This window comes from Rossellomorea vietnamensis, assembly GCF_008180615.1.
Lineage (GTDB): Bacteria > Bacillota > Bacilli > Bacillales > Bacillaceae_B > Rossellomorea > Rossellomorea vietnamensis_D.
Genome location: NZ_VTEH01000018.1, coordinates 69,737 through 94,928, shown reverse-complemented (window position 1 = coordinate 94,928; position 25,192 = coordinate 69,737). Strand labels below are relative to the sequence as shown.

The following is a 25,192-nucleotide window of genomic DNA, read 5'->3' as shown; positions in this document are numbered from 1 at the left end:
CGCCCCGAAATCTGTCGGAAGTTTTGGGGTGTTTTATTGTTTTGGCTGGAGAATTTTTGGTTTTTTTGTTGAAGTTTAGGTTATTGGTTTTCTTCTTCTTTTCTTCTTCTGTTTTCTCTCCTTTTTTGTTACTTCTCTTTTTTTATTTTCTATTTCTGGATTAATCCTACTGGGGACACGAATCCTTGTCCTTGTGGATACCTGGGATCGTCTCGTCATTACTACTGCATCTGTTCCCAAAAGCAAATGCAATCCTGCAGAAATCGGTTGTCAGGTCCTATTTATGATCGTATGGATATTCTCTTATCTTTGCAATCAATCGGTGAACGTTATAAGCCAACGCATGTTAAGGAATCTTCGGCAGGTATTAGGAAGCTCGTTCCAAACAGTTTGAACGGTATGGGGGGACATAGGGACAGGTTCCGTGTTCCACCATTTTTATACAATATACAGAGCTGCGAGTCACATAGAAAAAAGAGAGACATGTTTATATAGCGACATGCCTCTCTTTTTTTTATGTGTTAAATGGGAGTGGGATGAGGGGCCTGTCCCTCCGTCCCACCTTACCATTCTAAGTGGCCAACCAAGGGGCATTATTATTAGCCCCCGATATATTCTTATAGGAATATTCTAAGTTTTTTTGGAAAATCAATGGTATTATGAACTCACTAATCCCCTGGAAAATGGAAAAACAGTGGGAAATACGGTTAGGTGCAGTAAAGGAGATGAAAGATGGATAACTTGAATGTTATTATTATCTATGAAAATCCCCAAACCCTAAGCCACCTGGAAACCCTTGTGCTTAAATTTGAAGAGAATTTGGAGGTAGAGTGGTTTTCTGATGAAGTGAAAGCCATAACCTATATAAAGAAACGGAAAGTCGATGCTGCTCTTATTGAAATTACTAATTCTTCAGAGAGCAGAATGGAGCTGGCTAAAAATATTCAAGATATTAATCAGGATATCTCTTTAATATTCTGCTCCAATACCATTGATCTGGCCTATGATTGCATTCAATACTATCCTGCTGACTTCATGATTACTCCTATCGATCCTCTCAGACTTCAGCGCACATTGTTCCGGATTACCAAAATGCAAAACGGTTTCTTAACACCTAAAAAGATAGGGGTGAAGATTAATTCATCTTATATGCTAGTGGATATTGATGAAATCCTGTTTTTTGAACGGGTAAGCCGGAAAACACTCATTCATTTGGTAAGTGGAGAAATAATAGAATCGTATGAAGGAATTAAGTACTTTGAAGAGAAGCTGAATAATTTTAACTTCTTCCGATCACATCAATCTTACTTAGTATCAGTAAATAAGATAATAAAGATATATCCCGACTCATTTACAAACAACTATAATATCTCCGTAACGAACTGCAAAAAGGAAATTATTCTTAGCAAAAGAAAATATTACACTTTAAAAGAAACCCTCATATGACCTTAGTTCTTTCTTCTTTGTTCAAGCAGAATATACACCTTAAAAGTATCAAATAAACCTCCAAAAGAACCAAATAGACAAACTATTAACAAAATTCGGAATAAAAGTGTTACTTTATACATGCAAGCTCCAGAACATTCTTCTGAAGTCATTTTACTTATCCCGATTGAGCTTAGCAGGATTAGGGGGTGAAAAGAATGAACTATACTTCTCCAAAATTAGAAATGAGTACAGAAGCAATCGAGTATGACAACCTGGTCTGGTATGTTGTTGCTGCATTCATCCTTTTAGCTTTGGGAGCAACTCTTATGCTTGGGGCACTTGCATGGTGTTTCATGTATGCTCGCGGTGGTCTTGGAGCCGTTTACAATAAAGGTGGCGGCTATTACCAAGTTGGTTGTTGGAATTAGCTTGAGTAATAAAAAGGAGAGGGTTGAATGTGGGAATCCAATCTCCCCTCTCTTTTATCTTTAAGCAAAAGGAGCTGTACGTTACATGATGCTGGAAGTGAAGGATTTGGTTAAAGTTTACGGAAAACATGTTCATGCATTGAAGGGAATTACAATGAACATTAAGCCGAATGAAATCTTTGGGTTGATCGGTCCGAACGGGTCGGGGAAAACAACCACCATCGGAATCATTACCAATCTGATAACCCCTACTGAGGGCACCGTGAAAATAAAAGGTCAAACCAAAGCTTCTGATTCGGCAAAGAAGGCATTCGGATATGTTCCGGATGAACTCTTGCTTCCAGAAACTCTTAGTGGAGTTGAATATCTCGAGTTTGTTATGAAAATGTATGAAGTGGATTCCATAAAGAGGCGTGATGAGCTGCTGTCCCTATTCGATCTCAATGATGCCTCTAACAGAATGATCAAAGGATACTCTCACGGAATGAAAAAAAAGCTCCAAATCATTGCGTCACTAATGCATCATCCAGAATTATTGATATTAGATGAACCTTTCAGGGGACTTGACCCGGAAGCATTACTAATTGTAAAAAAAATCATAAAACATATTAAATTGCAGGGTGTTTCTGTTTTGCTATCCACCCATGACCTTCACTTGGCAAAGGAACTATGTGACAGGGTTGGGATTATATCTAAAGGTGAAATGGTCGAAATGGGTTGTACAGAAAAACTTCTTAAAAGCTATAATACCGATAATTTGGAAGATGTATTTCTTCAAGCTTCTCAACTATTGCAAAGGAGCTTCGAGCATGAAAAAATCATTAATGATCTCTAGGATTTTGCTGCTCAGTTGGAAGAATCAAGCTTTTTATAAATTTCAACAAATAACATTCCTAAAATACTTGATTCCTCTAATCGGATTGATGATCTTTGGATTACTTTGCATCTTTGCATACAGCCAAGTATATCCTCTTGTAAATGGATTGATGGCCGAGGGAGAAACAAACAGGATTATTAATGGGCTGCTATCCCCCATTTTTATGTCCATCGCTTTATATACGTCCTTCATCTTAATTTTTTTTCACATGATGTCACCTGAACGTTCTGTCATTGAGCAGAACCTGCATTGGATGCCTGTCAAGCTATGGCAGATAAAATTAGGTTATTATCTTCCTTTCATCGGAAGTATCACGATTTTTATAAGCGTGTTTACCTTGCCCCTGATCATAGCCAGTGGAATCGGAATGGGATTTACTGCAGGCGGGGTAGTTCTGTTGATTTATTCGGCTCTAATACATATCATCTTTTTTTCTTTTGCGACACTGGTCTTTTATGAAATTTTTTCCTTTTCCTTAAGAAGGCTTTTGAACATTTCGGGTCTTGCTAATAAATCCATGAGTTGTGTTCTTAGTCTGGCACCTGTTCTGGCTCTATTTATCACTTTAGTTGTAACAATTTATCAATGGTTATCGGTGGATACTGCAGCAATCAATGCTTTAAACTTTTCCCTACTCAATGTAGCTGCCATCATCAATCCTGAAGAGGTGTCCTTCCTACAAGTCCTGCTTGCAAACGGACTGCCTGTCATCAGCCTGGCTGCCTTAATGCTTTTTGCCAATTTGCCGTCCCGTATTTCTGAGAGCCGTAATATAATGTTTCTCAGACGAATCCCTTTTCCTAAGAATAGATTTCTTACGATATTTGTAAAAGAACTAAAAGAAATCTTCAGACATGACGAACACTTAATAATGTTTGTTTTTATGATTGCTTTAAGCGTATTTATAGTGACAATTGACCACTTTTCTTCCCTTGATTTGGAGCCCTATACGACTGTATTTATCATTTTCGCTTGGATGTCAAGCGGTGCTTTTGCAAACAGTTCTTATGGAAGAGGGCTGCAAATGACATGGATGAAGAGGATTCTCTCCTATCCTGCCTATGGGTGGATTTTTGCAAAGTGGCTTGCTAATTTTATTTTTATCCTGTTTTTTAGCAGCTTGTTGTGTCTTATTTTTTCCAGCACTCTCGATATACAGTTTAAGGATTTTATCCGTTATGCACCTGCAGGTATATTAGCAATGAGCTTTAGTTACTGTATGGGAATCATTTTCCCCTACACGAAGGATCATCCATTTGCCATGGCGTTTTCCGCGGCCTTCTCCATCTTTATAGGTTTACCTGCAATCTATGCAGTATTGAACTACATCGGCTTTATTCAGGAACACCTCATCGTCATCATAAGCATAACGATCCTTACTTTGTTTATTGTCTCGTATATTCTTGAAAAGTGGAGGGATACCCATGATCTTACCGTCTAGCATCCCTTCGATTCCGCCGGGTGTGAAAGTCGAAAATCGTTGTATAAAAGATGCCTCCCTTAGCCGTGAGCATAAGATAGATAAAGTGGGGAATTTATTTCTATCAAAAATTGACGGGAAGAAATCCATTCATATGATTTCAGAGGAACTTGAAAAGGATTTCGTGAATGTCGATTACGAAAAGATCGAAGGAGATTACATGCAATTTCTGAGGATATTAAATCGTCAGCATTGTATAAATATAGACAACTCACTTTCTCAGAAGCTGTTGGGGACTCTAGTTCAGTTACTTCAGTTCAGAAGAGTGGAACCGTCCAACTCAAGAGTGGAGATCCATGGCACATCACTCCTTTCTTTAACCGTCAAAACCCTGCTTCTTCTTCAATATAAGTTAATTTGGATGTATCTTTTAGCGCTGATCAATACCATTTGCTTGATGCTCCTGTTGCCGGGAACAACAATGATTGCCGGAGCTTTCTCCTTTATAGCTGTCTTTTTATTCTCCTTGAGTCTTGCTCTTCATGAAGCAACACATCTATTTACACTAAGAAAACTGACAAGTAATGATCAACTGGGACACTTTGAATTCAGACCCTTGCTTTTTCGCCTGGTCAGGCCGGTAACGGAACATGAAGCATCAATAGGGGTAAGCGGCCCTCTTGCAACTGCCGGTGTCGGGGTCATCATGGCATGGGCGGGGATGTTTATTAGCGACCCTTTCTTCTATCTGTTTTGGTTGTTTCTTTCGAGCATCTTTTTCATTCATCTGATCAATCTATTTCCTTTTTGCAGCGATGGAAAAAAGCTTTTCTCTCCATTTTTCAAAGTAAAGATTTAAAATGACTTATGTTCGCTAAAGTAAACGGTTGGTTGGCAACCATACCTGTTTGTTCGTATGTGCAGCATCGAGGATATCTATCTGTTTTAACAAAGCTATTTAACAAGGTTTCAATAAAAATTGATGAAATAATAGCACGGGGAGGTGATTGTAGTGACAGGGACCATTATTAAATCGTGTATTGCATCTATTTTCATTAGCTTAGTTTTGATGATGATGATTTTTGGCGGCATTACGGGCTACGCACTTATGACGATCCAGACAATGAGTGTGTTTGACTTATTTATCGTTGATGTCAGCGAGGATGGCATGTTCATCCGTATTTCAACTGGAATATGGTATGTCATTGGCATTACTGTAACATTCCTGACCCTTCTAATTAGTGTAATACTTCTTATACGGAAAGGAGGTAAGTTGAATGAACAAAAAATACATTAAATCCTTGATTGGTTTAAGTGTAATGGCTGTTCTTTTCATAACGGGGATGGTCCTCGTGAAATCTCAGGTTGCCGCCCATATTGATACTGCAGAGATTTCTGACAAGGGGTTTGTAATGGGTAATCCGGATTCAGACGTTCAAATTGTGGAATATTCCAACTTCGAGTGCCCTTTTTGTCAGGAAAACAACCAGAACCTCCATGAAACCTTAAAAGAGCTCGTGGAGAAAAACGAAATTCTATATATATGGAAGCCGATTACGCTGGAAAAGTTTCCGCTTGGTAACGAGGCAGTCCATTTTATTGATCCAAATATAGGAGATACAGATCTACTGGAGAATATTAGAGTGATCTTTGAGAATACAAGTGACTGGGACGAAAATGACAGTGAAGCATTGCAAGAGGAGATGAATGAAACCCTAAAACTAAAGCGGCATGACCATTCAGGATTACAACGGTTGTTAGACGATGAGGCTGAGGCGGCTGGAATCCAATCGACACCCACTATCATCATTAATGACCAGGCATTTACGGGGATCCTCACTAAGGAAAAGCTAAGCGATGTTATTAACACTATTAAGAACGAATAGAATTCTTCTATCACTTATCGGGATGGGATTGTGTATCTATCTAGTGCTTTCTATGAAAGTCAGTGATTCGCTGGCATGTCCTCTAGGCGGCTCTGGATGTGATGCGGTTAACAAAAGCCCATTTTCTAAAATAGCAGGTATTCATGTATCTCAGATAGGATTATTGGGCTATAGTTATCTCGTTGTCCTTTGCCTAGTTACCATTATCCATATAAAAGCATGGCTCGAAAAGTTGATACTCATCAGTGTACTCACCGCCTGCTTGTTCACGGTGTATCTTCTTACCATCAGCATGTTCATTATTCAGGAATTGTGTTTTTGGTGCGTGATATCGGCCGTCAACATATTTGCAATGGCCCTTCTGCAAGTAGCGATGATGAAAAGGGTGCAGGTGCATTAGGGGTGACAGGGACGCCCCGAGATTTGTCGAAAGTCTTTCTATTCTAGGGACACAGGTTCCTTGTCCCACCCAATTCCCCAATTACCTTACTACTTTTTTAAAATTCAATGATCAAGATTTAGAGGGATGCTCTGTTCTTGGCATAGGATCATCAGCTTCAACTTTAAAAAGAGACACGTCGTTGTTGCGGCATGTCTCTTTTCTGTGCCATTGGCTAGCTGGGAATGGTGTGATTCTTTCCTTTTCAATGTATTGTCTTAGCAAGGACGGAGCGAGGGACCTGCCCCTTCGTCCCCTTTATAATACTAATATAAATTTAAAAAATGGTTCTAAACGCAGAAGGAAAGCGGTTTTTTTATCAAAGAGACCATGTTAAGTAACCTTTGATATTCACTCCGGAAAGTATGGGGAGAGTTCATGTGACAGTTCACCGTATTGAGAGATCCAGAGAATTTTCGTTAGTTCAGCCAATCCTAGATTTTCCAGAGTTACTTCAATGGTTTCCACATTGGCTGGAGACTAAAAGAATAATAGCCCCAATCACACTTATTAATATTTGTATTGTATTCAAAAGCTAATTCTACTTCGTGAACTGTTCTTTTGGCTTAACATTAAGTTGAGTTTACCGTTATCCAACTTTCGCCACTAAAAGTCAGCAAAACAAAAATCACCCTATCCCTTTGATACTAAAGGATAAAGGCGATTTACACACCAGGGGCTGCTATTCGTTTATCCGATATTTGTGAATAGTGCTTATCCCCTTAAGGCCTTCAACATTTACTTAATCTTGGACACCATTTCATCTGCCTGATTAATTGGAATAATATCCTTCGACTTCAGTTATTTAGACCAGTCCACCGTCAATATGGGGGGATTTCCTGAGTGAATAGGATACTATGAGTAATTATTGCTTAAATAACAGTAGATCTTCAGATGTTTTTACAGCATCAAGCTTTTCTATAGGAATGATAAAGTGGTGTTCCTTGAATCCTTTGTACCCGTTTTCACCTGGGTAAACCGATTTGATAGCGACTTGATTGATGGAACCCTCATGTGATTGAACGATCTCCTTCATCTTATTAAAAAGCAACCATGCATGCTCAAGGTCTAGTTCTTTGCTTATGGATTCTCCTTTTAATAAGACATCCATTTTGACTGGTAATTCCTCTAGCTTGGGAAGTTCTTTATCTACATTGACAGTCCAATCTTTATTTGTCACAACTATGTTCTTTATATAGAAATCCTCATAGGATTCCGGAAAATCTGCTGCTACTCTCTCCATAAGCTTTTTTTTAGCAATTGTATAAATTAACTCATCATGAAACAGAGGATCGGTAGAATTATAATTTCTCTCGACATAGAAACTATAATCTTGGTGATTTTTAGGATACACCTCAATTTCTGTCCCTAATTCAAAACTTGACTCCACGCTAATCACAAATTCACCATCATACTTTTCAGTTAGGTACTCCTGAACTTCTCCAGTAGTTTTCTCTTCTTGGCTCTTATTTTCAAAATCTGTAAACAAAGTGAAACCCAGCACTCCGATGAAAGGTAAAGCCATCACGAATGCAATTACAAGCCCACCTATTATGACCAAAGGTATCACTACAGATAAGACTATGTTCTTGTGGTTGTTTTTCATTTTAAAAACATCCTTTATCACGGAATTAAATTTTAATAAAGAAACGTAGAACAAAATCAGGTTACCTGCTGCTTCAGCAGCTCCCTCTTATACAACATACTAACATAGGTACCTATTATTTGGATATCGGGGTCTGACCCCCGGGCGTAGTTCGACGCTATTTGCAATTATAGAGGGACAAAGGGAAAGTCCTCCTCCGTCCCTCTATTGACAATTTCTGCAACTTTCACTATGCTAGGTATAACTGAATACGGAAAGAATAGGTTTGATTTACTGTTTAGATTATGAATCTATGGAAGTAAATCATTAAAAGGGAAGACCGGTGAAATTCCGGCGCGGTCCCGCCACTGTATATGGGAGTTTTCTATTAAAATACCACTGTCTAATGATGGGAAGGTGATAGAAAGCGATGATCATGAGCCAGGAGACCTGCCTATTTTTGACGCCATTCGACCTACGCGGATAGGGAGGTGTACAACGTTTCTGGCATTATGCTGTCTTGTGCATAATGAATGGGAACCTGCTGTGTACACACATCTCTTGGAGAAGGGGTGTATTTTTTTTGCGTAAATACCATATAAGGGGAGAGTTTTCAATGAACAAGGGGATTATGCAGCGTTTGACGGTTCTGTTTGCTGTACTCATGCTGATCGTTGGCAATTTGGCGTTTGTTCTGCCTGCTGGAAATGCGGCTGCACTTGATAACGCCGTGACGATCAAAGCAATTGATGAAAATGGTGAGGTTGTTCTGCCATTGATGGCCGTAGAGATAGAAGAAGGGGAAACGGCTTATGATGTATTGCAGGAAGCCGGTGAAAAGAACGATGCAGAAATTGAAGCAGCCATGGGTGAGTATGGGGCTTTTATTACGAGCATTGGAGGGGCTTCTCCAACAGGAGATGCTTACTGGTCTTTCAATATTAACGGAATAGGTGCAGAGGTCGGCGCTTCCTCCCATAAGGCTGCCAACGGGGACCATTACCTGTTTGCTATTACAGAATGGCCAAGTCCTTCTGTAACCGCCAAAGTTTCAGTCATCGGGAAAGATGGAGCGGAAATGATTTCTGAAGAATCAGTGGAGCTGATGCAAGGAGCCAGTGCGTACGGCGCTTTAATTCAGGCAGCTGCTAAACATGATTTATCAGTGGAAGCTACAATTGATAACACATTTTTTACGTATATCAATAATCTCGGAAATACAGAGTTGGGCGCCAATGATTATTGGAGTGCAGGTGTAAATGGCAGTGATTTAAACAGCAGTATCGTCGATTATACGATCCAGCCGGATGATCACGTGCAATTGACACTGCACACCTATGAACCGCCGTCTGATCCAGATCCTGAGGAGCCGGGTGAACCGGAAGAACCTGCAGATCCGGAGCCGACTGAACCAGCGGAAGAAGCGGATCCGATAACAGATCAAGTCATTAATGAAAATATCGCAAATATTTTATCTTATATTAAAACTACTGATGTATCTGTCACTTACGGAAACGAGTGGTGGGTGTGGGGACTGGCGAATGCCAATGAAGAAATCCCAGCTTCTTATGTAACAAGTGTGAAAGACAGAGTGAAATCGGTAGAAGGAAACTTCCGTAATATTTATGATTTGGAAAAAGTAATCATGGGACTATCGGCAGCAGGCAAGGGTGCATCTTCTATAGAAGGATATGACCTGGTAGACGCATTAGTCAGCCATGCCAGCTTGGAAAATCCAGTGATCAATATGAATATCTATGCACTGCTGGCAGTTGACAGCGGGCAATATGAAACACCTGAAGGCTTCAGGGAGGAACATGTGGAAGCTATCCTGGAACTTGAACTGGATGGCGGCGGCTGGAGCTTCGTTGGTTCGGCTCCAAGCCCGGATATTACCGGAATGGCATTGGCTGCATTAGCTCCTTACGAGGAACAGGCTGAAGTAAAAGCAGCAATGGATCGTGCAGTTACGTATCTTTCTGAAGCTCAGGGAGAGACTGGCGGATATAACATCGATTCAAATGGAGGAGATGCCAGCGAATCCATCTCACAGGTGATAATAGGTCTTGCTTCTGCAGGAGTGGATCCTAGCGGGGAAGCCTTCACTAAAGAGGGTGGAAATCTTCTTCAGCACTTATTGAAGTTCAAACAGGCTGACGGCGGCTTCAGTCATTTGCAAGATGATGAAGCTTCCAGTTCCATGTCGACTCAGCAAGCGTTATTGGCTTTGGCAGCCTACCAAAACTTCGTGAACGGAAGCGGACTGGTTTACCAGTTTGATCTGGAAAGCGGCGAAACTCCTGAAGATCCAGAGCAGCCTGAAACGGAGCAGCCAGGTGAAGCTGATCCAGAACAGCCTGCTGAAACGGAACAGCCAAATGAATCTGATCCAGAGCAGACTGAACAACCAAGTGATCAGGATGATAACGAGGAAGTTCAACCAGAACAGTCCAAAAATGATGAATCTGCTGCAAAAACAACGCCAGTTAAGAAAAAAGCAGGAGAGAAACTGCCTGAAACAGGAACAAACACGATGGCGATTATGATCGCTGGTCTTGGGTTGCTGTTGATCGGCTTCATTCTTTTCTACCTTAACCGTAAAAGAAAAACTGCATAATTGATAATTGGGTAATTTATCCTTATGGATGAATTACCCTCATTCATTGTAAGGAGAGGAGGATGAAGGGTGAAACGATTGATTATTGCGGCGCTGATGCTGCTCCTGTTGGTACTGACCGGATGTGCGAAAGACGAGGTCGGGGCACCGGGTGAAAATGCCAGCGGACAACAGTCTGAAGAAACAGCAGAAAAAGATGCTTCCGAGGATCCAATAGATGATAAGGAAAAGACCGAAATAGAGAAAGAAGCCTCAATGGACGATGGAAAGAATGACAGTAAGGAAACAGAGGAAGCTTCCGAGAAGGAAAGTGGCAGCCAGTCTGTTCAAGAGGATTCAACCACCACCAATACTCCTGCTAAGCCGGAACCTTCCGAAAAAACCGCTGAAAAGGAGCGGGCTGAACCGTCTAAAACAGAAAGCAGCGAGGCAAAGAAACCTAAGGAAGAAACGTCCTCTTCCAGCTCTCAAAAGAAAGAAGAGGAAAAGCCTGTTAAGCAGGAAGAGAAAACTTCTCCGCCAAAGCAGGAAGAAACAACCCCCCCGCCAAAACAGGATCCTCCAAAAGAGCCTGAGAAGCCAAAACAAACCGTTACGATCACCATCGCTGCTCCGGATGTGAAGGGGACTATCCTTCCTGTGACAGCAGTAGAGATATCTGAAGGTGATACGGTTCTGTCTGTCACACAGAAGGTCACCAAAGCCAAAGGCATTCAACTGAGTGTCCGGGGGTCAAATTCAATGGCCTATGTTGAAGGTATTGATAACTTATTTGAAATGGACCAGGGGCCGCTGAGCGGATGGGAAGTGTCCGTTGATGGGAAAACATTAGATAAAAGTACTGGCATATACGGAGTTAAGCCGGGACAGGCTATCAAGTGGCATTACACGAAGAACTATACAGAATAGCTAATTCAGAGGATTGAGTTGAGTCAAAATGATACGGGGATTTCGATCGTTTCATCCTGTTATCCTGCTTCTATATTATATCCTGGCAATAGCGGGAATCATGCTGTATCAGCATCCCGTGTTCCTGGCAGCATCCGCCTTGATGTTTATCCTCATCAATTGGATGCTTGACGGGGGCAGGGAATTGAAAAAATGGGTGATTCCGATTTTTTTTATGGGTGTCCTTACTTTGCTTCTGACACCCTTTTTTAATCGGCGCGGCAATCATATTTTATTTTATTTTTTTGAAAATCAAGTGTTTCTGGAGGCGGTATGGCAGGGAGTAATCATTTCCTTGACCCTTGTCGGAATCCTCACACTGTTCATTACCTTTAATCTAGTTATCACGCCCGATAAATTCGTGTTTCTATTTTCAAGAATCCTGCCGCAGTGGGCGCTGCTGATCATGTTGTCCATGCGGTTTGTTCCGCTGCTGAGGAAAAGACTTAATGAAATCAGTGATGTTCAAGCTGTGAAGGGGATGTCTATCAAGATCGGATCCTGGAAAAGCAGGGCCCGGACAGGAATGCTGCTTCTGCAAATTCTTTTGACATGGTCGCTGGAAGAGTCGGTTCAAACGGCGGACTCCATGACAGCCAGGGGCTATGGCATTGGCAAACGCAGTAAATATCAGCCATTTTATATGAAAAAAAGGGACTGGATGGCCCTTGCCTTTCTTCTGGTAAGCGGTTCACTCGTCCTGTTTGGCTGGTGGCTGGGTGACGGGGTAATGACATTGCTGCCGGTCCTTGAACCAGTGTGGTTATACGGCAGAGAATGGTTTTACTTAGGTATTTGGTCGCTGTTTATTGGGTTTCCAGTCTGGACGGAAGGAAAGGAGATGGTCAAATGGAAATACTTTCGGCACGTAGTGTAAGTTTCACGTATCCCGAAGCTGAGGAAAAAGCTTTAAACAACATCAGCATAAGTGTGCAGCAAGGGGAATTTGTCGTCCTTTGCGGTCCTTCCGGAAGCGGTAAATCCACCCTCCTTCGCCTGTTTAAACCGGAAATTGCCCCGCATGGTAAATTAGAGGGCTCCCTCTCCTTTCAAAAAAGACCGATGGAGGATCTCGATTTGCGGATGAAAGCCAAGGACCTGGGGATGGTTTTTCAGGATCCGGAGAACCAAATCGCCATGGACAATGTGATGGAAGAACTTATTTTTGGTATGGAGAATTTGGGATTCACAACAGAGCAAATGCGGAAAAAAGTTGCTGAAATGGTGAATTTCTTCGGGTTGAATCATCTTTTGCACAAACGGACAGATGAGCTGTCGGGCGGACAAAAGCAGTTGGTCAACTTAGCTGCGGTTTTGCTGCTCGAGCCCAAGGTTTTGCTCTTGGATGAGCCGACTGCCCAGCTTGATCCGATTGCCGCAAAAGAGTTCATTCATATGCTGCAGCGCCTGAATGAAGAGTTCGGCATTACGATTGTCATCGTGGAGCATCGTCTGGATGAGCTGTTTACCGTCGCAAACAGAGTCATCATGCTTGAAAATGGAGAATTGCTGCATGACATGGCACCCGCAGGAATGGTGCAGGCTCTTCGAAACCATGAAATTATGAAGAGTTTCTTGCCAAGCACCGCACTATTATATCTTGATTTTCATACGGGCGGACTTACAGAAAATGTTCCTCTTAATGTAAAAGAAACGAGACAGTGGCTGCAAGGCCAGACTATTCAGTGCCGCGAACCCGCTGGGGAAACGTCTGTGTTCCACTCTCCCATCCTTGAACTGAACGAAATTGATTTCCAGTATGATAAACATACTGCGCCCGTGCTTCATAACTTGAATCTTACTATTTATGAAGGAGAATGGCTCGCCATTGTCGGAGCGAACGGCACCGGCAAATCCACCCTGCTGAAGGTGATCGGCGGCATTTTGAAAGCACAGCACGGCTGGATAAAGTTCAATGGAAAAAAGGTGAAAAAACGCTTCCCGGAAAGAGTGAGCTATCTTCCTCAAAATCCAAAGGTGTTTTTCATTCAGGATACAATTAAAAAGGAATTTGACCACATAGCGGAGGAGCATGGCCTGGCCCATGCTGAAGAGCGGATCCGGGAACTCCTGGAAAAGTTAAATATCCGGCATCTGCAGGACCGCCATCCGTATGATCTGAGCGGAGGGGAATTACAGAAGGCAGCTCTGATTGGCAGCCTGCTGGCGGAGCCAAAAATTTTGCTGATTGATGAGCCGACCAAAGGACTTGATCCTCAATCAAAAAAAGCATTCGGAGAAATTATCTCTGTTCTGGTAAAAGAAGGCCTTACTGTCGTCATGGTCACTCATGACATCGAATTTGCCGCAAACCATGCAACCAGATGCAGCATGCTGTTCCAAGGAGAGATTACCGTAACGGAGAGAACGAGAGATTTTTTTCACGAAAATACCTATTATACGACCGTCGTGAATAGGGTGACACGAAACAGCCATGTGAGCCCAGTCGTGACATTAGAGGAGGCGAAGAGCCTATGGCACGTTCAAAGCCGATCTTGATTGCTATTAGTATTCTGATTTTCGTCCTTCTCGCTGGTTTTCCATTGGTTAACCAGCAGCATTACCTGGCATTGAGTCTGTTGATCATGGCAGCTTCCTTTTTCCCGCTTATGATTCGTTTTTCTGCGAGGCAGGTGATGAGCAGAGAGCTGGTCGTAATCGCCATACTCGCCGCAATCGCCGCTGTCAGCCGCGTCCCTTTTGCATCCATTCCTAGTGTGCAACCTACAACCTTTGTCATCATCATGGCAGCCATGGTGTTGGGGCCGCAAAGCGGATTTGTCGTCGGCACGCTGGCTGCCATCGTTTCCAATCTGTTTCTTGGACATGGCCCGTGGACGCCTTGGCAGATGTATGCTTGGGGTATGATTGGCCTCACTGCAGGACTTCTCGGAAACACCAGATTCATGCAGAATAAAATAGGGCGCTGTATCTTTGGGTTCATTGCCGGAATTGGATTCGGGTGGATCATGAATCTGTGGTTCGTTGTCGGTGTCCTCCAGGAATTCAACTGGCCGGCCATACTCTTATACTACAGCACCAGCTTTTATTTTGACCTTGCCCATGCTGTCTGCAATGTCTTCTTCATATGGGTGTTCAGTGCCAGCTGGATGAAGATCATCGGCCGGTTTAAAGTGAAGTATGGGTTGTTTCAGGGGGCGTAGGGACAGGTTTCTCACCCCGCGCAGATTTCAGTACCCTCTACAAGCTCAGACAGGGACACAGGGACAGGTTCCTTGTCCCACCAGTTTTTTACAGTTTATCAGAGGGTGTGAAAGCACCACTTTATTTACTAAGGAAATCTAGTCAGTGCCGCGAAAATTAATTGGTGAATCATTACAATTTTCATAATTAGTAACAGAGACAAGGTGCTTACAAAGTGTCTTGTTTTTTTATGGCTGTATTCAAGGATAAACAATCTGGGATAGACCCTACCCGTCGTATCACCCTAAGTAATTTGAGGCTGCATACCTCGCGACCGACACGATCCCAACTTTATACATATCTAAACCGAAGTACATTTCTGCTGCTTCGAGGTTACATATCCCATGAGAATAAAGGGGACACAGGGACAGGTTCCTTAGATTGTTCCAAGTGACAGCCATTAGTTCTTTGGTGATTGCCAGGAAGAGTAAGAGAGAAATACCTCTTTATTGGATCCTTTAATGACCGGGACAATGTACCTGTCCCTCTGTCCCTCGAATCACAATTTGGTGTCGTTCTTGCTGAAGACGTATACTTAGCAACGGATGAAATTCATTTTTCCATAGCCAATGACACCCTGTATCAATCCATACAAACAGATCCGGACCTGGCAGACAAGCTTGGATTAACCAGTTCAGAGGTAGCAGGACTGAAATTTGGACATACACCTGATGGATTTGTATGGCATCACGCTGAACAACCAGGCGTGCTCCAATTAGTGGACGAGGACCTTCATCAAAACACAGGGCACACAGGAGGGCGTGATATTTGGGGTGGAGGAAGTGATAATAGGTAGAGGGCAGAGGGACTGGTTCCGTTACTCTTCTTGCCTGTGAATATTTTAGGTTGCATTGCCATCTATATGGACTAAAAAGGAAGGCAGCCCATTCCATCCCTTCGCCACCGGTTGTCCTGCAGATAAAAGAGACATGTCATTGCGGCTAACGAGTTCAGAACAGAAGTAGAAAATGATAATTGGCAGCAATAGAAGGGATGTTATTGACATCCTTTTTTTCATTACTATTCGCAACCCTTTTAACACCTTACTCAAGGAGAAATGGAATTTTATGTTAATATATAGATAAAGAGTTTGTTCATCAATTAAAGGCAGTTTTGTTGAATAAATGCCTAGTAAATTGTTGAAACAATCATAATAGTTGGTCTTCAAATTTAATAAAGGAGTGATGAAATTGAAAAAAAATTTGTTAATGCTGTCTTTCATATTATTATCAATTGGATTGTTCAGCTGTCAACAAAATAGTGAAGGTGAAAGTCAAAATAATAGTAATACAAAACAGAATGAAGAAACCGCAAATAAAACAAACAATGAAAATTACGACATTGTAGGGATTGTTACTGAAGTAAATAACGAGCATAAAAGAGTGTTGATAGATTTAACACAAAAGATACAAGATACTGAAGAAGAATTATGGGTTACGATTGATGAAAACACTAAGGTTTCTAATAAAAATGAAGAACATTTTAGTTTTGAGATGTTAAAGCCGAATGTTGCATTAAAAGCTAATCTTACTGACTTCTGTTTAGAACCACTCCCACGTATATGTTTTGCAGAAGAAGTTGTAATTGAATAATATGCTTCTTCAACAAGCGGGGCTTTAATTGAATAAACTGTAGGGTCAGAGGTGATATCCGCTGACCTTTTTACATTCCAATTTAACATTGTTATCAACATATTAAATAGCAGGTACCTGCTGGCTATCAGATACTTGCTGATTTGTATGTGGATTCACTGGCTAAATCATATATTGAAATCGGTAAACAACTTATATATAAGCGAAAAACGGGACACCAATCCATATGCGAATTACTATCCTAAATATAGTGTTAATTTGATATTTCTACTTCCAAACCGAACCCGTTACATCACGACATGTCTCATTTATTTTCCCTGAGCTAAGTAAGGTGGGAAGAGCAGCGAAAGACATGTAGTGCTGTATTGTCAGAGAGTAAAACTTTCAAGCTATAAAGTGTTAATATTTGGGTTTTGAAGTCGATAAAAGTATTGTTAGATCAATTCTCTTTGTTCCTTACTTATTAAACTTTGTAGTATGTGGGGTGATCCCCAGGGCAGTGCCTTCATCTGTAAAAAGGCTCTTACAGAAACTCTCCTTACACCCTGCCCGCCTAGTAATGAGGAAATAGATGACGTTCTATACAACTCATTTTTCTGAACTGTGTCTTTTTTTAAACGAATGAGGGATTAAATTATAAAGTTGAAAAGGTGTGAAGCTTATGTCACAAGTATTAGATATGAATCATGATATAAAAAATAAATATATAGACATCGATGAGCTAGAGGAAAACCTTTATGAGGAATTCCAGCATATTATCGAAGAGCTGAGTGAAAGAATAACTGATAATGTTATGTCATCCATTATTTCGACACCTTTGGATAACATTTACTTAAAATACGAATCTCAAATTCCTAAATTGGAAGTATCGACTGATCAAATTGTCCAGATTTCAAAACAAATGCAAGACACCAAAAAAGATCTTTATGAAAACATCACCACAATTATCTCTGAAGTAAGTAACAGAGCAATAGAAGAAACTGTTTTTAAGAAGCTGGAGACAATTAAAGAAGAATATGAAAGACAGCTCCCGTTACTAGATGATAATTCCAATGAACTAAGAGAATTGGTAAAGGAAATAAGAACAACCAAAAAAGAATTATACCAAAGCACTGAATCCATTATCAGTGAAGTTAGCAGTAAAGTAATAAAGGAACACATCATAGTTAAGTTTGATGAATTATACAGGCAGCATGAAATACAATTACCAAAAATTAAAGAAACATCAGAACAAGCAGCTCAATTAATAGATGATTTGGAAGAAACCAGGAAGAAACTATATAGCAATATCAGCAATGTGTATAATGCCATGTCTAACAGAATAGTAGATTCTGTTAATGAAAAATTGGTTGACATTTATGAGAAATATAATAAGAAAGTAATTGACCTTGAGCAAAAGCATTTGGATTTACAAGAGGTCAATGCAGACTTGAATTCAACTAAGAATGAGTTGGTTGAAACTATAACTAACTACAAGTCTGAAATTTTATCAATCAAGAAGGATATTCAAGCATTACAAAATGACTCGAACATTTTAGTGAATTCTCTAAAAGAAAAAATAGCATCTCACAACAAAATCATAATTGGCCTGGGGCTGGTCGTTTTATTTTCTATATTTTTCTAGCAATCAAATTAATTAAATGAAAGGAATTAATAATGGTTACACTTCATGAGCACAAAAATTCCTTGAAGAATAAAAGAATTAAGAACCTTGTGGCTAAAAAGAACAAACATGTTCTGAAGAGTAGAATGAAATATCACTTTGGCAATCTGCAGGATGAGTTACAAACAACGTATAGCAACATAAATTCTCATTTGCACACTGATAGTGCGAGGCTTGTTTTGCCAGTGCTGGAGGAGTTAACAGCTCTAAATTTTAGATTAAAAGAATTAACTGAGGGACTAGATAAAACCTTTGAGTTATTTATAGTCGGTATGGGTAATTACGGAAAATCGACACTGATCAATGCCTTGATCGAACAAAGTGTAGCTGATATTGATGTAAGGCCAAAGACATGGAAAGTGGATGTATACGATTCAACGCTAAGGGAGAATCAGTGTACTATCATCTACCGACATGGAGTAACCGAGTACAAATCAATGGAGGATACAAAGTTATTTATAGAAGATGAGGAGCAAAAGACAAAGAAAAGCAAAAAGGTAGTAAGAGCGGAATTGAAGAAGGTTCTCTCGGATTTGCAGACTAAAGAAGCAATTAAAGAAACAGAAGATTATTTAAAAAAAGAATTCCTTTATCAATCTAACGTAGTGGAAGTGCGATGGCCGATTGATAAAAAAGCTCTATCGCGGAATTTTATGGTGGTTGACACACCTGGACTTGTACAAGAAAACTTATCAGGAGACACAATCGTCAGCATACAAAAATATTATCATAAAGCCGATGGGGTTATATGGTTATTAGATGCTACTTCACTAGCAGCTAAGAAATCTAAAGACATGGTAACTGAATTAGAAGAGTCATTGAGTAAAGTTGGAGGGAAAACGGATAACATTATTGCAGTCATAAACAGAATTGATTTAGTACGAAATAAGGGTGGAGAAGAAGCAGAACAACATGTTCTGGCAGAGGCAAATAAACTCTTTGGAAAACATTTTGATAATTTCATTTGCATATCTGCCAAGCAGGCATTGGAAGGAATTCTAGGAAACGATAAACAAAAGACAGGGGAAAGTGGAATAGAGACTTTAATTCAAGCCATTAATTCACACTTTTACGTAAATGCACAAAAAATACAGCTTCAAAGCAGAGAAGTAAGTTATAAACAGATTTTACATGAGGTGACGGACGACAATTACTCGATTAAAGCTTACTTGACCAGGTTAAGAGAAGAACAGCAACAATACCGTGAAAGAAAAGAAACCATAACAAATAAGTATTCTTCAATTCAAAAAAACTTTAAGACCAAACTAAATGACATAGCTAACACATTTTTGCAAAGTGCAGAAAATAGAATTAATAATCATGCCCAAGCCTTGTTTGATTTGGAATCTGATTATGAAAGAGAAAACTATATCAAAGATTATTTATTTTGTCTGGATGAATTGCAGTTGGAACTGGAGAGTTACCTTGAATACTGGACTAGAGAAATAGAGGAATTAATGAAGCAGTTAGTCACAGAGGTAGTCTTTACTGAGTATAAATTTATTGACCCCTCTGCTATAAATAAAAGATTCAATGATGCTGATGGAATTACTCGGGGGAGCTTTTCTTACAAAATAAACTCTGCCAGTTTAGAAACAGACAATTTAAGTTTTGCGTCTGGAGCAGGTATCGCTGCAATCGGAGGGTTGATTTTCGGTCCTGTTGGACTCTTGCTTGCAGGACTCACGAGTGTTCTGGGAATCAATAGAGGTTTAGCAAAGTTGTTTAAAAGCGGCGGGGTAAAAAAAGAATTGAATAAAGCTATTAATGATCACGTGAAGGATATAAAAAATTCTATAACACGTGACCTTAACGGGAACAAGAATAAGGCCCAAGAAATTGTAACCAATAATTTAAAGAATTCCTTTAGCAGCCTTCACGGACCTTATGAATCCAGTTTAGAGGTAGAAAAGTCACTCAGTAAACTCTACGAAAAGATTGAAAGACCGATTGTTTATCCAAGTATAAAAACATTATTGCTTTATGATAAAAAAATGATGAATATCTAGAGGTGAAATAAATGAGTACCATACAAACAATTATTAATGCCAAGGATTCAATGCTTGAGTCTCCTTTACAACAGATGCTAAGGGGTGGGGTACCGGCACCTGTTCCAATAGATGAAGACATATTGATTGCTGAAAAAGAAAAAATGAGTAAGTTAGTTGAGAACATGGACTCTTCTTTAAAGGTTGTTATTATGGGAGAAGTAAAAGCTGGCAAATCAACGTTGCTAAATGCTTTAGCTGGCAGCAATGTGTCCCCGTCCGATATAGCAGAAGCCACTGGAACGGTCATTGAAATCAAATACAATCCGATTCCTTATGGAAAGATTCTTTTAAATGATAGAACTGTGAAAGACATACCGGAAAAAATATTTGCTGAGTTGGCAAGAAACAATAATAATCAGGATTTCTTTAAGAACTGCCTGGGAGTAGAGTTTGGCTTCCCTGTATCAGGATTAAAGGAATTTACACTAGTAGATACACCTGGACTTGAAACGATAACAGATGATAACTCAAACCGCACTAAAGAATATATTGCCAAAACTGATGTTGTCATTTGGGTCTTTAATGGCCATCATCTCGGTCAAGCTGATGTAGAAGAAGCATTAATTGAAGTGAACCGTTTAGGAAAGCCTATAGTAGCTGTAATAAACAGAATCGATGAAATAGATGAAGATCCAGAAGTGCTGATTGAATATTTAGAGGAAGAAATGGGGTTGTTTGTGGAAGAAATCATTGCGATATCTGCTGCAGGAGCAAATAGGGCTGTGCAATTAAAAGATAAGGATTTACTAGGTGAATCGGGCCTCTCTAATTTAATTGGTTATCTCGATCAAAATATTGCTGGCAAGTCACAAGAGGTTAAAAAAGGTGTGTTATTTAACTCAGCTCAAGCATTGATGAATAGGGATCTATTAATTCACGAAGAGTATTTAAAAACATTAGGCTTTATTGAAGAGCAAATAGAACAAATTCAATTAAAGGTAAATACATATAGCGGAAGAATTCATGATCATATCCTGTATGAGTTTGAAAGATGGTATGATACAGAATTTCTGAAAGAAGAAAAAGAGAATCTAAAAAACAAGATTAGAAAATCAAATATTATTCAATTGAAAAAAGGTATGCAGGAAGTAGAACAGCGAATATCCTCTATCTTCTCGCAACAAAGCTTTTCAAAAATGATAAATGAGAAAGTAACAGACCTAGATAATTTATATATTAGTGAGTGGAAAGAAGCCGTTGAGAAAGTGAAGAGTAGTGTGCTATTCGAAATTAATGAATATAAAAATAATGCAGAAAAACGGTTGGAGATGAAACTTAGTAATGAAGTGAAGTTAAATGAAGGTGAATCTGACCTCATGACAGGTGCTTCCAAAGGAGCATGGCTGGGAGGCGCAACCGGTGCTGCTTCAGCTTTCTATGCCGCTGCGTTAGGACCAGCAGCTTCTACTGTAACTATAGGTATGGCAGCTACAGCTTTCCTTCCGCCGATGTTACTGATAGGTGCAACATTTGGCGCTGTGTCATCGTTCTTAAAATTTAAATCAGACAAAAGCCTAGCAGAAAAAAATATTGATGACATTTTTAAAAATGTAAAAGAAGAACAGAAAAAAGAAATTTTTAAAGCAATCAATGAGAAGTATTCTACTCAAGATGAGCAAATTAAAGAAAATATTCAATCAGTAATTGTAGGATCTTTTGCAAATGGAATAGATTCGGAAGGGATTGCTTCCCTCAAAATCAAGATAGATAAATATATGTATGAAATAAAGAAGTATATTGAAGACCTAAGATTAGTTGAAGTTTGATACTTAAAAGAAAGGAATACAAGTAACAGGTTCCTCGTTCCATTTAAATACCCAAAGAATCGGACGTTTTTTATTTCGTGCTTAAGAGATGGAGGGATACGCTGTTCTTTAAATTAGAAGCAGCGGTGGTTTCTTTATTGGTAAAAGACATGTTTATTTCGACATGTCTTTTATTTGTGGGGAACAGGGGCAGGTTACACGATACCGTATTATTCCACTTGGCAACTTCTTCTTACTTCTTTGCTGGATGATATGAAGGGTGAAAAGAGAAATGCCTGAATTCTAGTGGACAGGCAATGTGCCTGTACCTCCGTCCCATTATATTTCTTCCTATTGTAAGCGTGAGTGTGAAGGAATGATTTTTTCAACCGTGCGTGTTAAGGGATATCCAAAAGAAACAATTTAAACTAAAATAGCTAGCCTCTAAAGAAACTTTATCTATATTTATTACACTGGCATATTCATGTCTACTTTAATAACCGATTGAAAATCATCCATATGTCTATCCTTCATAACAAATATGAAATCAATGTAATTTACTTAAGATTCTATTTTCCTGCAATTCTTCTATTAATGGCTTAATTTTCGTGATATAGTTTTCCCATTTCTCATTAGCAATTCTTTCATTTCCTAAAGATGACTGGTAGATATGTTCCTCATAAAGCATAAGAAGGGACCAATAGCTATCAATTGCAAGCATCTGCAATCGGAGAATTTTTTGAGAAAAGAGTTGCAGGTTTAACAAACAGTTCCACACCATTATTTAAGCAACAGGGCGGAAATTAGGATTATAAGACTGCCTGTACGGTTGCCGATTTAAAAAGGTTATTAAACGATAGAACAGTTTTGATATTGTTTAGATATTCACCTGAGGCAATGCACCTGTCCCTCTGTCTTGATAAACAGCTTGAGAAATAACCACTCACGCTGGACAGTTCACCCATCCCCTCCCCTCCCCTCATCCCACTTTGATGTCAGTCTCCTCTACAAGCTCAAACCTGCCTTTTTCTGAACGGATTTCCAGGTATCCGCTGCTGTAAACCCAAAAAATATAATAAACGTTTCCTTTATATAGTACTTTATCTTTGATGTTCATACGATACCTCGCTGTTATGACTGGTGTAATAGATTAAATGATACTACATCAAGTTGGTCTGTAAATAAATGCGGTAGTGGAGTAATACGGGGTTAAAGGCGATTTTTAGTGCTATTTCTTCAAATTTCGACAAAAATATTCTTTTAGGCATATTTCGATATTAGTTCAGTGGCTAAGTTAAAACTCCTGAATGAGATGGATTTTAAATAAGGTTTTAGTAAAGTATCGTTGTAGCATGCCAAGGGGCGATGGGGAGTTCTATAGTTATCAGGTAACTATTAAGCCGGCTTGCCCATTTAAAGAGCGCTAATTTGATGGTAAGTCATCAAGTTAGCGCTCTTTTCACTATAGATTCTTCATCTCTTGCGGCAGCGTTCTGATCGAATCAATGACCGCTTCAAGCTTTGTTTCAATTCTATGAAGCAGATACATGGTCACGACAATCGGAAAGCCTACCTCTGAAATGAACGAAATCGATTGTTCCACTGTGTTCACCTCCTTTTTTCAATAAATAAGGTGCCCATCAGCATTAGCCACCGGGCACCTTTTCATTTTTTACACTTCGTATTCCGTGACATTGCGTTCGATGACACGAGCTCCCTCAGCTGCTACAAGCGGGCCGCTGCTGCTCTGGATAACATTCGTGGCGATCAATGTGTCCATTACCTGTTTCACTTTATCAGTATCCACGGGCTCAATTGGTGCATCGATGGATACACGCGCCGTTTTGCCAAGCTGGGTAATAAATTGCAATTCCAATGCTTTAGCCAATTTCATTTCACCTCCTTTTTAAAAAGCTTCAACACAATTTAAGCGTTGATGTCGTAGCTGTCATTCTTCTCTACCAGCCATAGCGGCCTGGAGCTGAGCCCCGCCAATGCTTGGGCTGCTTGAAGAATTTCGTCTGGTGTGGATAAGTAGTTGATGTTGCCGTACGTTCGGCTTGAGATTTTCGGCTTGCCTTTCTCGTCCACTCCATTGTCAAACATCATTTTCAGTTTGATTGTTCTTAAATCTGCAGTTGCCATTTGCTTCACCTCCTTTCACCTTCTATGTAGAGGGGAGGGAGGGAAAAGGACACCTGAATTTTCATTTTTTTATAGTCGATATGTACACATACGTTCAGTTACCTTTTTTGCGGCTTTAAAAAGTCTTTATTTAGTAGAATAAAGAGCCTTTAATTGAAAATTTAACTTCCAATAAGTTACAACTTTTATTTTTTCTGTAATAGTAAAAAAATTACAAAAACATGATATTGTTATACAGAGATAGATTAATTTCAAAGGGGATATTGATTTGAAAAGGTATTTGATGGGTTTGATTGCTTTATTATTTCTTTGTAGCTTAGCTGCTTGTTCATCTGAAAGTGCGGAAACTCCAAAAGCAGAGGTTAAGAATGAGGAAAAGAGTTCTGAGAACAAAGCCAAGGAAGAAGCGGAAGCCAAGGCAAAAGCAGAAGCCAAGGCCAAGGAAGAAGCGGAAGCTAAGGCAAAAGCAGAGGCGGAGGCGAAGGCCAAGGAAGAAGCGGAGGCGAAGGCCAAGGAAGAAGCGGAAGCGAAGGCAAAAGCAGAAGCGGAAGCCAAGGCCAAGGAAGAAGCGGAAGCGAAGGCAAAAGCAGAGGCGGAAGCCAAGGCAAAAGCAGCAGAAGAGGCGAAGGCCGTCCCAGCTTCAACTGGGGGATCGGAGGTCTTTGCCAATTGTACTGAGCTGAGAACGAAATATCCCAATGGCGTAGCTTCTGATCATCCTGCCTATCAACTTAAAATGGACAGAGATAAAGATAATTACGCTTGTGAAAGATAGTTTATTATCCTGCAGTAAGCCTATCTAAGCTGTTGAATAACGGAAATCCCTGCTCAAATAATGAGACGGGATTTTTTATTCCTTTAATTGTACAAAACTTGATATATCCAACTCTAGCTGCAGACTTTATTTTGAAATACGATATTGTTATTGAGATCTATAAAATATTGAAAGAAGAGATAGGGTTAAGGATGGAAATCTGACTAATGCGAGTTGCAATTTGCAACTTCACGATCCTTTATTCCTATTCCTGAAAACCTGGCTATGCCGGGGATTCCAGAGAACTTATAGCTTGGTATAAGAATAACCTTTTATGATAGGAAAAGCTGTTCCCTATCACTTCATTCCATTCTGGCAGGAGGTATCCCTTGTAAGGGATATGAATAAAC

At 39.9% G+C, this 25,192-nt stretch carries 26 protein-coding genes and 1 riboswitch; of the genes, 20 read left to right on the top strand and 6 right to left on the bottom strand.

What is annotated here, in order from left to right; translation table 11 throughout:
- Positions 1 to 75: 75 nt before the first annotated feature.
- Positions 76 to 240 (bottom strand): hypothetical protein, encoded by a 165-nt coding sequence (locus FZC79_RS23675; RefSeq protein ID WP_252183391.1) that lies wholly within the window; start codon positions 238 to 240, stop codon positions 76 to 78.
- On the opposite strand from FZC79_RS23675, the gene FZC79_RS23670 reads away from it, so the two are divergent.
- The 9 genes from FZC79_RS23670 (at position 202) to FZC79_RS18830 (ending at position 6,439) form a co-directional block, all read left to right on the top strand.
- Positions 202 to 495, top strand: a complete 294-nt coding sequence (locus tag FZC79_RS23670) for an ATP-binding protein (protein ID WP_353733620.1) — start codon at positions 202 to 204, stop codon at positions 493 to 495. The genes FZC79_RS23675 and FZC79_RS23670 overlap by 39 nt on opposite strands.
- A 237-nt stretch (positions 496 to 732) precedes the next feature.
- Positions 733 to 1,446: a LytR/AlgR family response regulator transcription factor gene (locus tag FZC79_RS18865; protein ID WP_148948303.1), complete on the top strand. Its 714-nt coding sequence runs from the start codon at positions 733 to 735 to the stop codon at positions 1,444 to 1,446.
- A 197-nt stretch (positions 1,447 to 1,643) separates the two neighbouring features.
- Positions 1,644 to 1,856: a hypothetical protein gene (locus tag FZC79_RS18860; protein ID WP_148948302.1), complete on the top strand. Its 213-nt coding sequence runs from the start codon at positions 1,644 to 1,646 to the stop codon at positions 1,854 to 1,856.
- Positions 1,857 to 1,941: 85 nt separating this feature from the next.
- Positions 1,942 to 2,691, top strand: coding sequence for an ABC transporter ATP-binding protein (locus FZC79_RS18855; RefSeq protein WP_148948301.1), 750 nt, complete (start codon positions 1,942 to 1,944; stop codon positions 2,689 to 2,691).
- Positions 2,666 to 4,174: a hypothetical protein gene (locus FZC79_RS18850; RefSeq protein ID WP_148948300.1), complete on the top strand. Its 1,509-nt coding sequence runs from the start codon at positions 2,666 to 2,668 to the stop codon at positions 4,172 to 4,174. The genes FZC79_RS18855 and FZC79_RS18850 overlap by 26 nt, the downstream gene beginning before the upstream one ends.
- Positions 4,158 to 5,012 (top strand): PqqD family protein, encoded by an 855-nt coding sequence (locus tag FZC79_RS18845; protein WP_148948299.1) that lies wholly within the window; start codon positions 4,158 to 4,160, stop codon positions 5,010 to 5,012. Before FZC79_RS18850 ends, FZC79_RS18845 begins: the two co-directional genes overlap by 17 nt.
- Positions 5,013 to 5,165: 153 nt before the next feature.
- A complete protein-coding gene (locus FZC79_RS18840) occupies positions 5,166 to 5,450 on the top strand; it encodes a hypothetical protein (RefSeq protein ID WP_148948298.1) in 285 nt (94 codons plus the stop codon).
- Complete coding sequence (locus FZC79_RS18835; protein ID WP_148948297.1) at positions 5,431 to 6,039, top strand: thioredoxin domain-containing protein; 609 nt, start codon at positions 5,431 to 5,433, stop codon at positions 6,037 to 6,039. Before FZC79_RS18840 ends, FZC79_RS18835 begins: the two co-directional genes overlap by 20 nt.
- Positions 6,011 to 6,439 carry a vitamin K epoxide reductase family protein gene (locus tag FZC79_RS18830; RefSeq protein WP_148948296.1) on the top strand — a complete coding sequence of 143 codons (429 nt, stop codon included), beginning with the start codon at positions 6,011 to 6,013 and terminating at the stop codon, positions 6,437 to 6,439. The genes FZC79_RS18835 and FZC79_RS18830 overlap by 29 nt, the downstream gene beginning before the upstream one ends.
- Positions 6,440 to 7,343: 904 nt before the next feature.
- Here the strand turns inward: FZC79_RS18830 and FZC79_RS18825 are convergent.
- Positions 7,344 to 8,084: a hypothetical protein gene (locus FZC79_RS18825; protein WP_148948295.1), complete on the bottom strand. Its 741-nt coding sequence runs from the start codon at positions 8,082 to 8,084 to the stop codon at positions 7,344 to 7,346.
- Between the two features lie 249 nt (positions 8,085 to 8,333).
- Positions 8,334 to 8,535, top strand: a riboswitch (cobalamin riboswitch).
- A gap of 144 nt (positions 8,536 to 8,679) precedes the next feature.
- Here FZC79_RS18825 and FZC79_RS18820 point away from each other — a divergent pair.
- The 10 genes from FZC79_RS18820 to FZC79_RS18775 all read left to right on the top strand — a co-directional run bounded on the left by FZC79_RS18820 (position 8,680) and on the right by FZC79_RS18775 (position 21,904).
- Entirely contained in the window at positions 8,680 to 10,680 is a 2,001-nt protein-coding gene (locus tag FZC79_RS18820) for a DUF4430 domain-containing protein (protein ID WP_187442881.1), read from the top strand.
- Between the two features lie 69 nt (positions 10,681 to 10,749).
- Positions 10,750 to 11,589 carry a DUF4430 domain-containing protein gene (locus FZC79_RS18815; protein WP_148948293.1) on the top strand — a complete coding sequence of 280 codons (840 nt, stop codon included), beginning with the start codon at positions 10,750 to 10,752 and terminating at the stop codon, positions 11,587 to 11,589.
- A 28-nt stretch (positions 11,590 to 11,617) separates the two neighbouring features.
- Positions 11,618 to 12,505, top strand: a complete 888-nt coding sequence (locus tag FZC79_RS18810; protein ID WP_148948292.1) for an energy-coupling factor transporter transmembrane component T — start codon at positions 11,618 to 11,620, stop codon at positions 12,503 to 12,505.
- Positions 12,478 to 14,127 carry an ABC transporter ATP-binding protein gene (locus FZC79_RS18805; RefSeq protein WP_148948291.1) on the top strand — a complete coding sequence of 550 codons (1,650 nt, stop codon included), beginning with the start codon at positions 12,478 to 12,480 and terminating at the stop codon, positions 14,125 to 14,127. The genes FZC79_RS18810 and FZC79_RS18805 overlap by 28 nt, the downstream gene beginning before the upstream one ends.
- The gene (locus FZC79_RS18800; protein ID WP_148948290.1) at positions 14,103 to 14,792 is read left to right on the top strand and encodes an ECF transporter S component; all 690 of its coding nucleotides are present in this window, start codon (positions 14,103 to 14,105) and stop codon (positions 14,790 to 14,792) included. The genes FZC79_RS18805 and FZC79_RS18800 overlap by 25 nt, the downstream gene beginning before the upstream one ends.
- Before the next feature lie 455 nt (positions 14,793 to 15,247).
- Positions 15,248 to 15,628, top strand: coding sequence for an HNH endonuclease (locus FZC79_RS18795; RefSeq protein ID WP_148948289.1), 381 nt, complete (start codon positions 15,248 to 15,250; stop codon positions 15,626 to 15,628).
- Between the two features lie 394 nt (positions 15,629 to 16,022).
- Positions 16,023 to 16,424, top strand: coding sequence for a hypothetical protein (locus tag FZC79_RS18790; protein WP_148948288.1), 402 nt, complete (start codon positions 16,023 to 16,025; stop codon positions 16,422 to 16,424).
- Positions 16,425 to 17,085: 661 nt separating this feature from the next.
- Complete coding sequence (locus FZC79_RS18785; protein ID WP_148948287.1) at positions 17,086 to 18,048, top strand: hypothetical protein; 963 nt, start codon at positions 17,086 to 17,088, stop codon at positions 18,046 to 18,048.
- Positions 18,049 to 18,080: 32 nt separating this feature from the next.
- Positions 18,081 to 20,096 carry a GTPase gene (locus tag FZC79_RS18780; protein ID WP_148948286.1) on the top strand — a complete coding sequence of 672 codons (2,016 nt, stop codon included), beginning with the start codon at positions 18,081 to 18,083 and terminating at the stop codon, positions 20,094 to 20,096.
- A gap of 11 nt (positions 20,097 to 20,107) precedes the next feature.
- The gene (locus tag FZC79_RS18775; RefSeq protein WP_148948285.1) at positions 20,108 to 21,904 is read left to right on the top strand and encodes a dynamin family protein; all 1,797 of its coding nucleotides are present in this window, start codon (positions 20,108 to 20,110) and stop codon (positions 21,902 to 21,904) included.
- 958 nt (positions 21,905 to 22,862) lie between these two features.
- On the opposite strand, the gene FZC79_RS23360 is transcribed toward FZC79_RS18775, so the two are convergent.
- From FZC79_RS23360 to FZC79_RS18760, 4 genes are all read right to left on the bottom strand, one after another.
- Positions 22,863 to 23,000, bottom strand: a complete 138-nt coding sequence (locus tag FZC79_RS23360; RefSeq protein ID WP_187442880.1) for a hypothetical protein — start codon at positions 22,998 to 23,000, stop codon at positions 22,863 to 22,865.
- Between the two features lie 345 nt (positions 23,001 to 23,345).
- Complete coding sequence (locus tag FZC79_RS18770) at positions 23,346 to 23,486, bottom strand: YvrJ family protein (protein WP_148948284.1); 141 nt, start codon at positions 23,484 to 23,486, stop codon at positions 23,346 to 23,348.
- Between the two features lie 69 nt (positions 23,487 to 23,555).
- Positions 23,556 to 23,777, bottom strand: coding sequence for a DUF2922 domain-containing protein (locus FZC79_RS18765; RefSeq protein WP_435873957.1), 222 nt, complete (start codon positions 23,775 to 23,777; stop codon positions 23,556 to 23,558).
- Positions 23,778 to 23,809: 32 nt separating this feature from the next.
- Positions 23,810 to 24,028, bottom strand: a complete 219-nt coding sequence (locus tag FZC79_RS18760; protein WP_148948283.1) for a DUF1659 domain-containing protein — start codon at positions 24,026 to 24,028, stop codon at positions 23,810 to 23,812.
- Positions 24,029 to 24,296: 268 nt separating this feature from the next.
- Here FZC79_RS18760 and FZC79_RS23480 point away from each other — a divergent pair, with 268 nt between their 5' ends.
- Entirely contained in the window at positions 24,297 to 24,803 is a 507-nt protein-coding gene (locus FZC79_RS23480) for an excalibur calcium-binding domain-containing protein (protein WP_148948282.1), read from the top strand.
- Positions 24,804 to 25,192 lie beyond the last annotated feature (389 nt).

Bases quoted from the DNA above. Each gene is read 5' to 3' on its own strand.
- FZC79_RS18775 (WP_148948285.1), top strand. From the start codon at position 20,108: ATGAGTACCATACAAACAATTATTAATGCCAAGGATTCAATGCTTGAG.
- FZC79_RS18825 (WP_148948295.1), bottom strand. From the start codon at position 8,084: ATGAAAAACAACCACAAGAACATAGTCTTATCTGTAGTGATACCTTTG.
- FZC79_RS18780 (WP_148948286.1), top strand. From the start codon at position 18,081: ATGGTTACACTTCATGAGCACAAAAATTCCTTGAAGAATAAAAGAATT.
- FZC79_RS18805 (WP_148948291.1), top strand. From the start codon at position 12,478: ATGGAAATACTTTCGGCACGTAGTGTAAGTTTCACGTATCCCGAAGCT.
- FZC79_RS18765 (WP_435873957.1), bottom strand. From the start codon at position 23,777: ATGAAATTGGCTAAAGCATTGGAATTGCAATTTATTACCCAGCTTGGC.
- FZC79_RS18810 (WP_148948292.1), top strand. From the start codon at position 11,618: ATGATACGGGGATTTCGATCGTTTCATCCTGTTATCCTGCTTCTATAT.
- FZC79_RS18865 (WP_148948303.1), top strand. From the start codon at position 733: ATGGATAACTTGAATGTTATTATTATCTATGAAAATCCCCAAACCCTA.
- FZC79_RS23360 (WP_187442880.1), bottom strand. From the start codon at position 23,000: ATGAACATCAAAGATAAAGTACTATATAAAGGAAACGTTTATTATATT.
- FZC79_RS18835 (WP_148948297.1), top strand. From the start codon at position 5,431: ATGAACAAAAAATACATTAAATCCTTGATTGGTTTAAGTGTAATGGCT.
- FZC79_RS18830 (WP_148948296.1), top strand. From the start codon at position 6,011: ATGTTATTAACACTATTAAGAACGAATAGAATTCTTCTATCACTTATC.
- FZC79_RS18800 (WP_148948290.1), top strand. From the start codon at position 14,103: ATGGCACGTTCAAAGCCGATCTTGATTGCTATTAGTATTCTGATTTTC.
- FZC79_RS18845 (WP_148948299.1), top strand. From the start codon at position 4,158: ATGATCTTACCGTCTAGCATCCCTTCGATTCCGCCGGGTGTGAAAGTC.
- FZC79_RS18860 (WP_148948302.1), top strand. From the start codon at position 1,644: ATGAACTATACTTCTCCAAAATTAGAAATGAGTACAGAAGCAATCGAG.
- FZC79_RS18785 (WP_148948287.1), top strand. From the start codon at position 17,086: ATGTCACAAGTATTAGATATGAATCATGATATAAAAAATAAATATATA.
- FZC79_RS18820 (WP_187442881.1), top strand. From the start codon at position 8,680: ATGAACAAGGGGATTATGCAGCGTTTGACGGTTCTGTTTGCTGTACTC.
- FZC79_RS18855 (WP_148948301.1), top strand. From the start codon at position 1,942: ATGATGCTGGAAGTGAAGGATTTGGTTAAAGTTTACGGAAAACATGTT.
- FZC79_RS18850 (WP_148948300.1), top strand. From the start codon at position 2,666: ATGAAAAAATCATTAATGATCTCTAGGATTTTGCTGCTCAGTTGGAAG.
- FZC79_RS18760 (WP_148948283.1), bottom strand. From the start codon at position 24,028: ATGGCAACTGCAGATTTAAGAACAATCAAACTGAAAATGATGTTTGAC.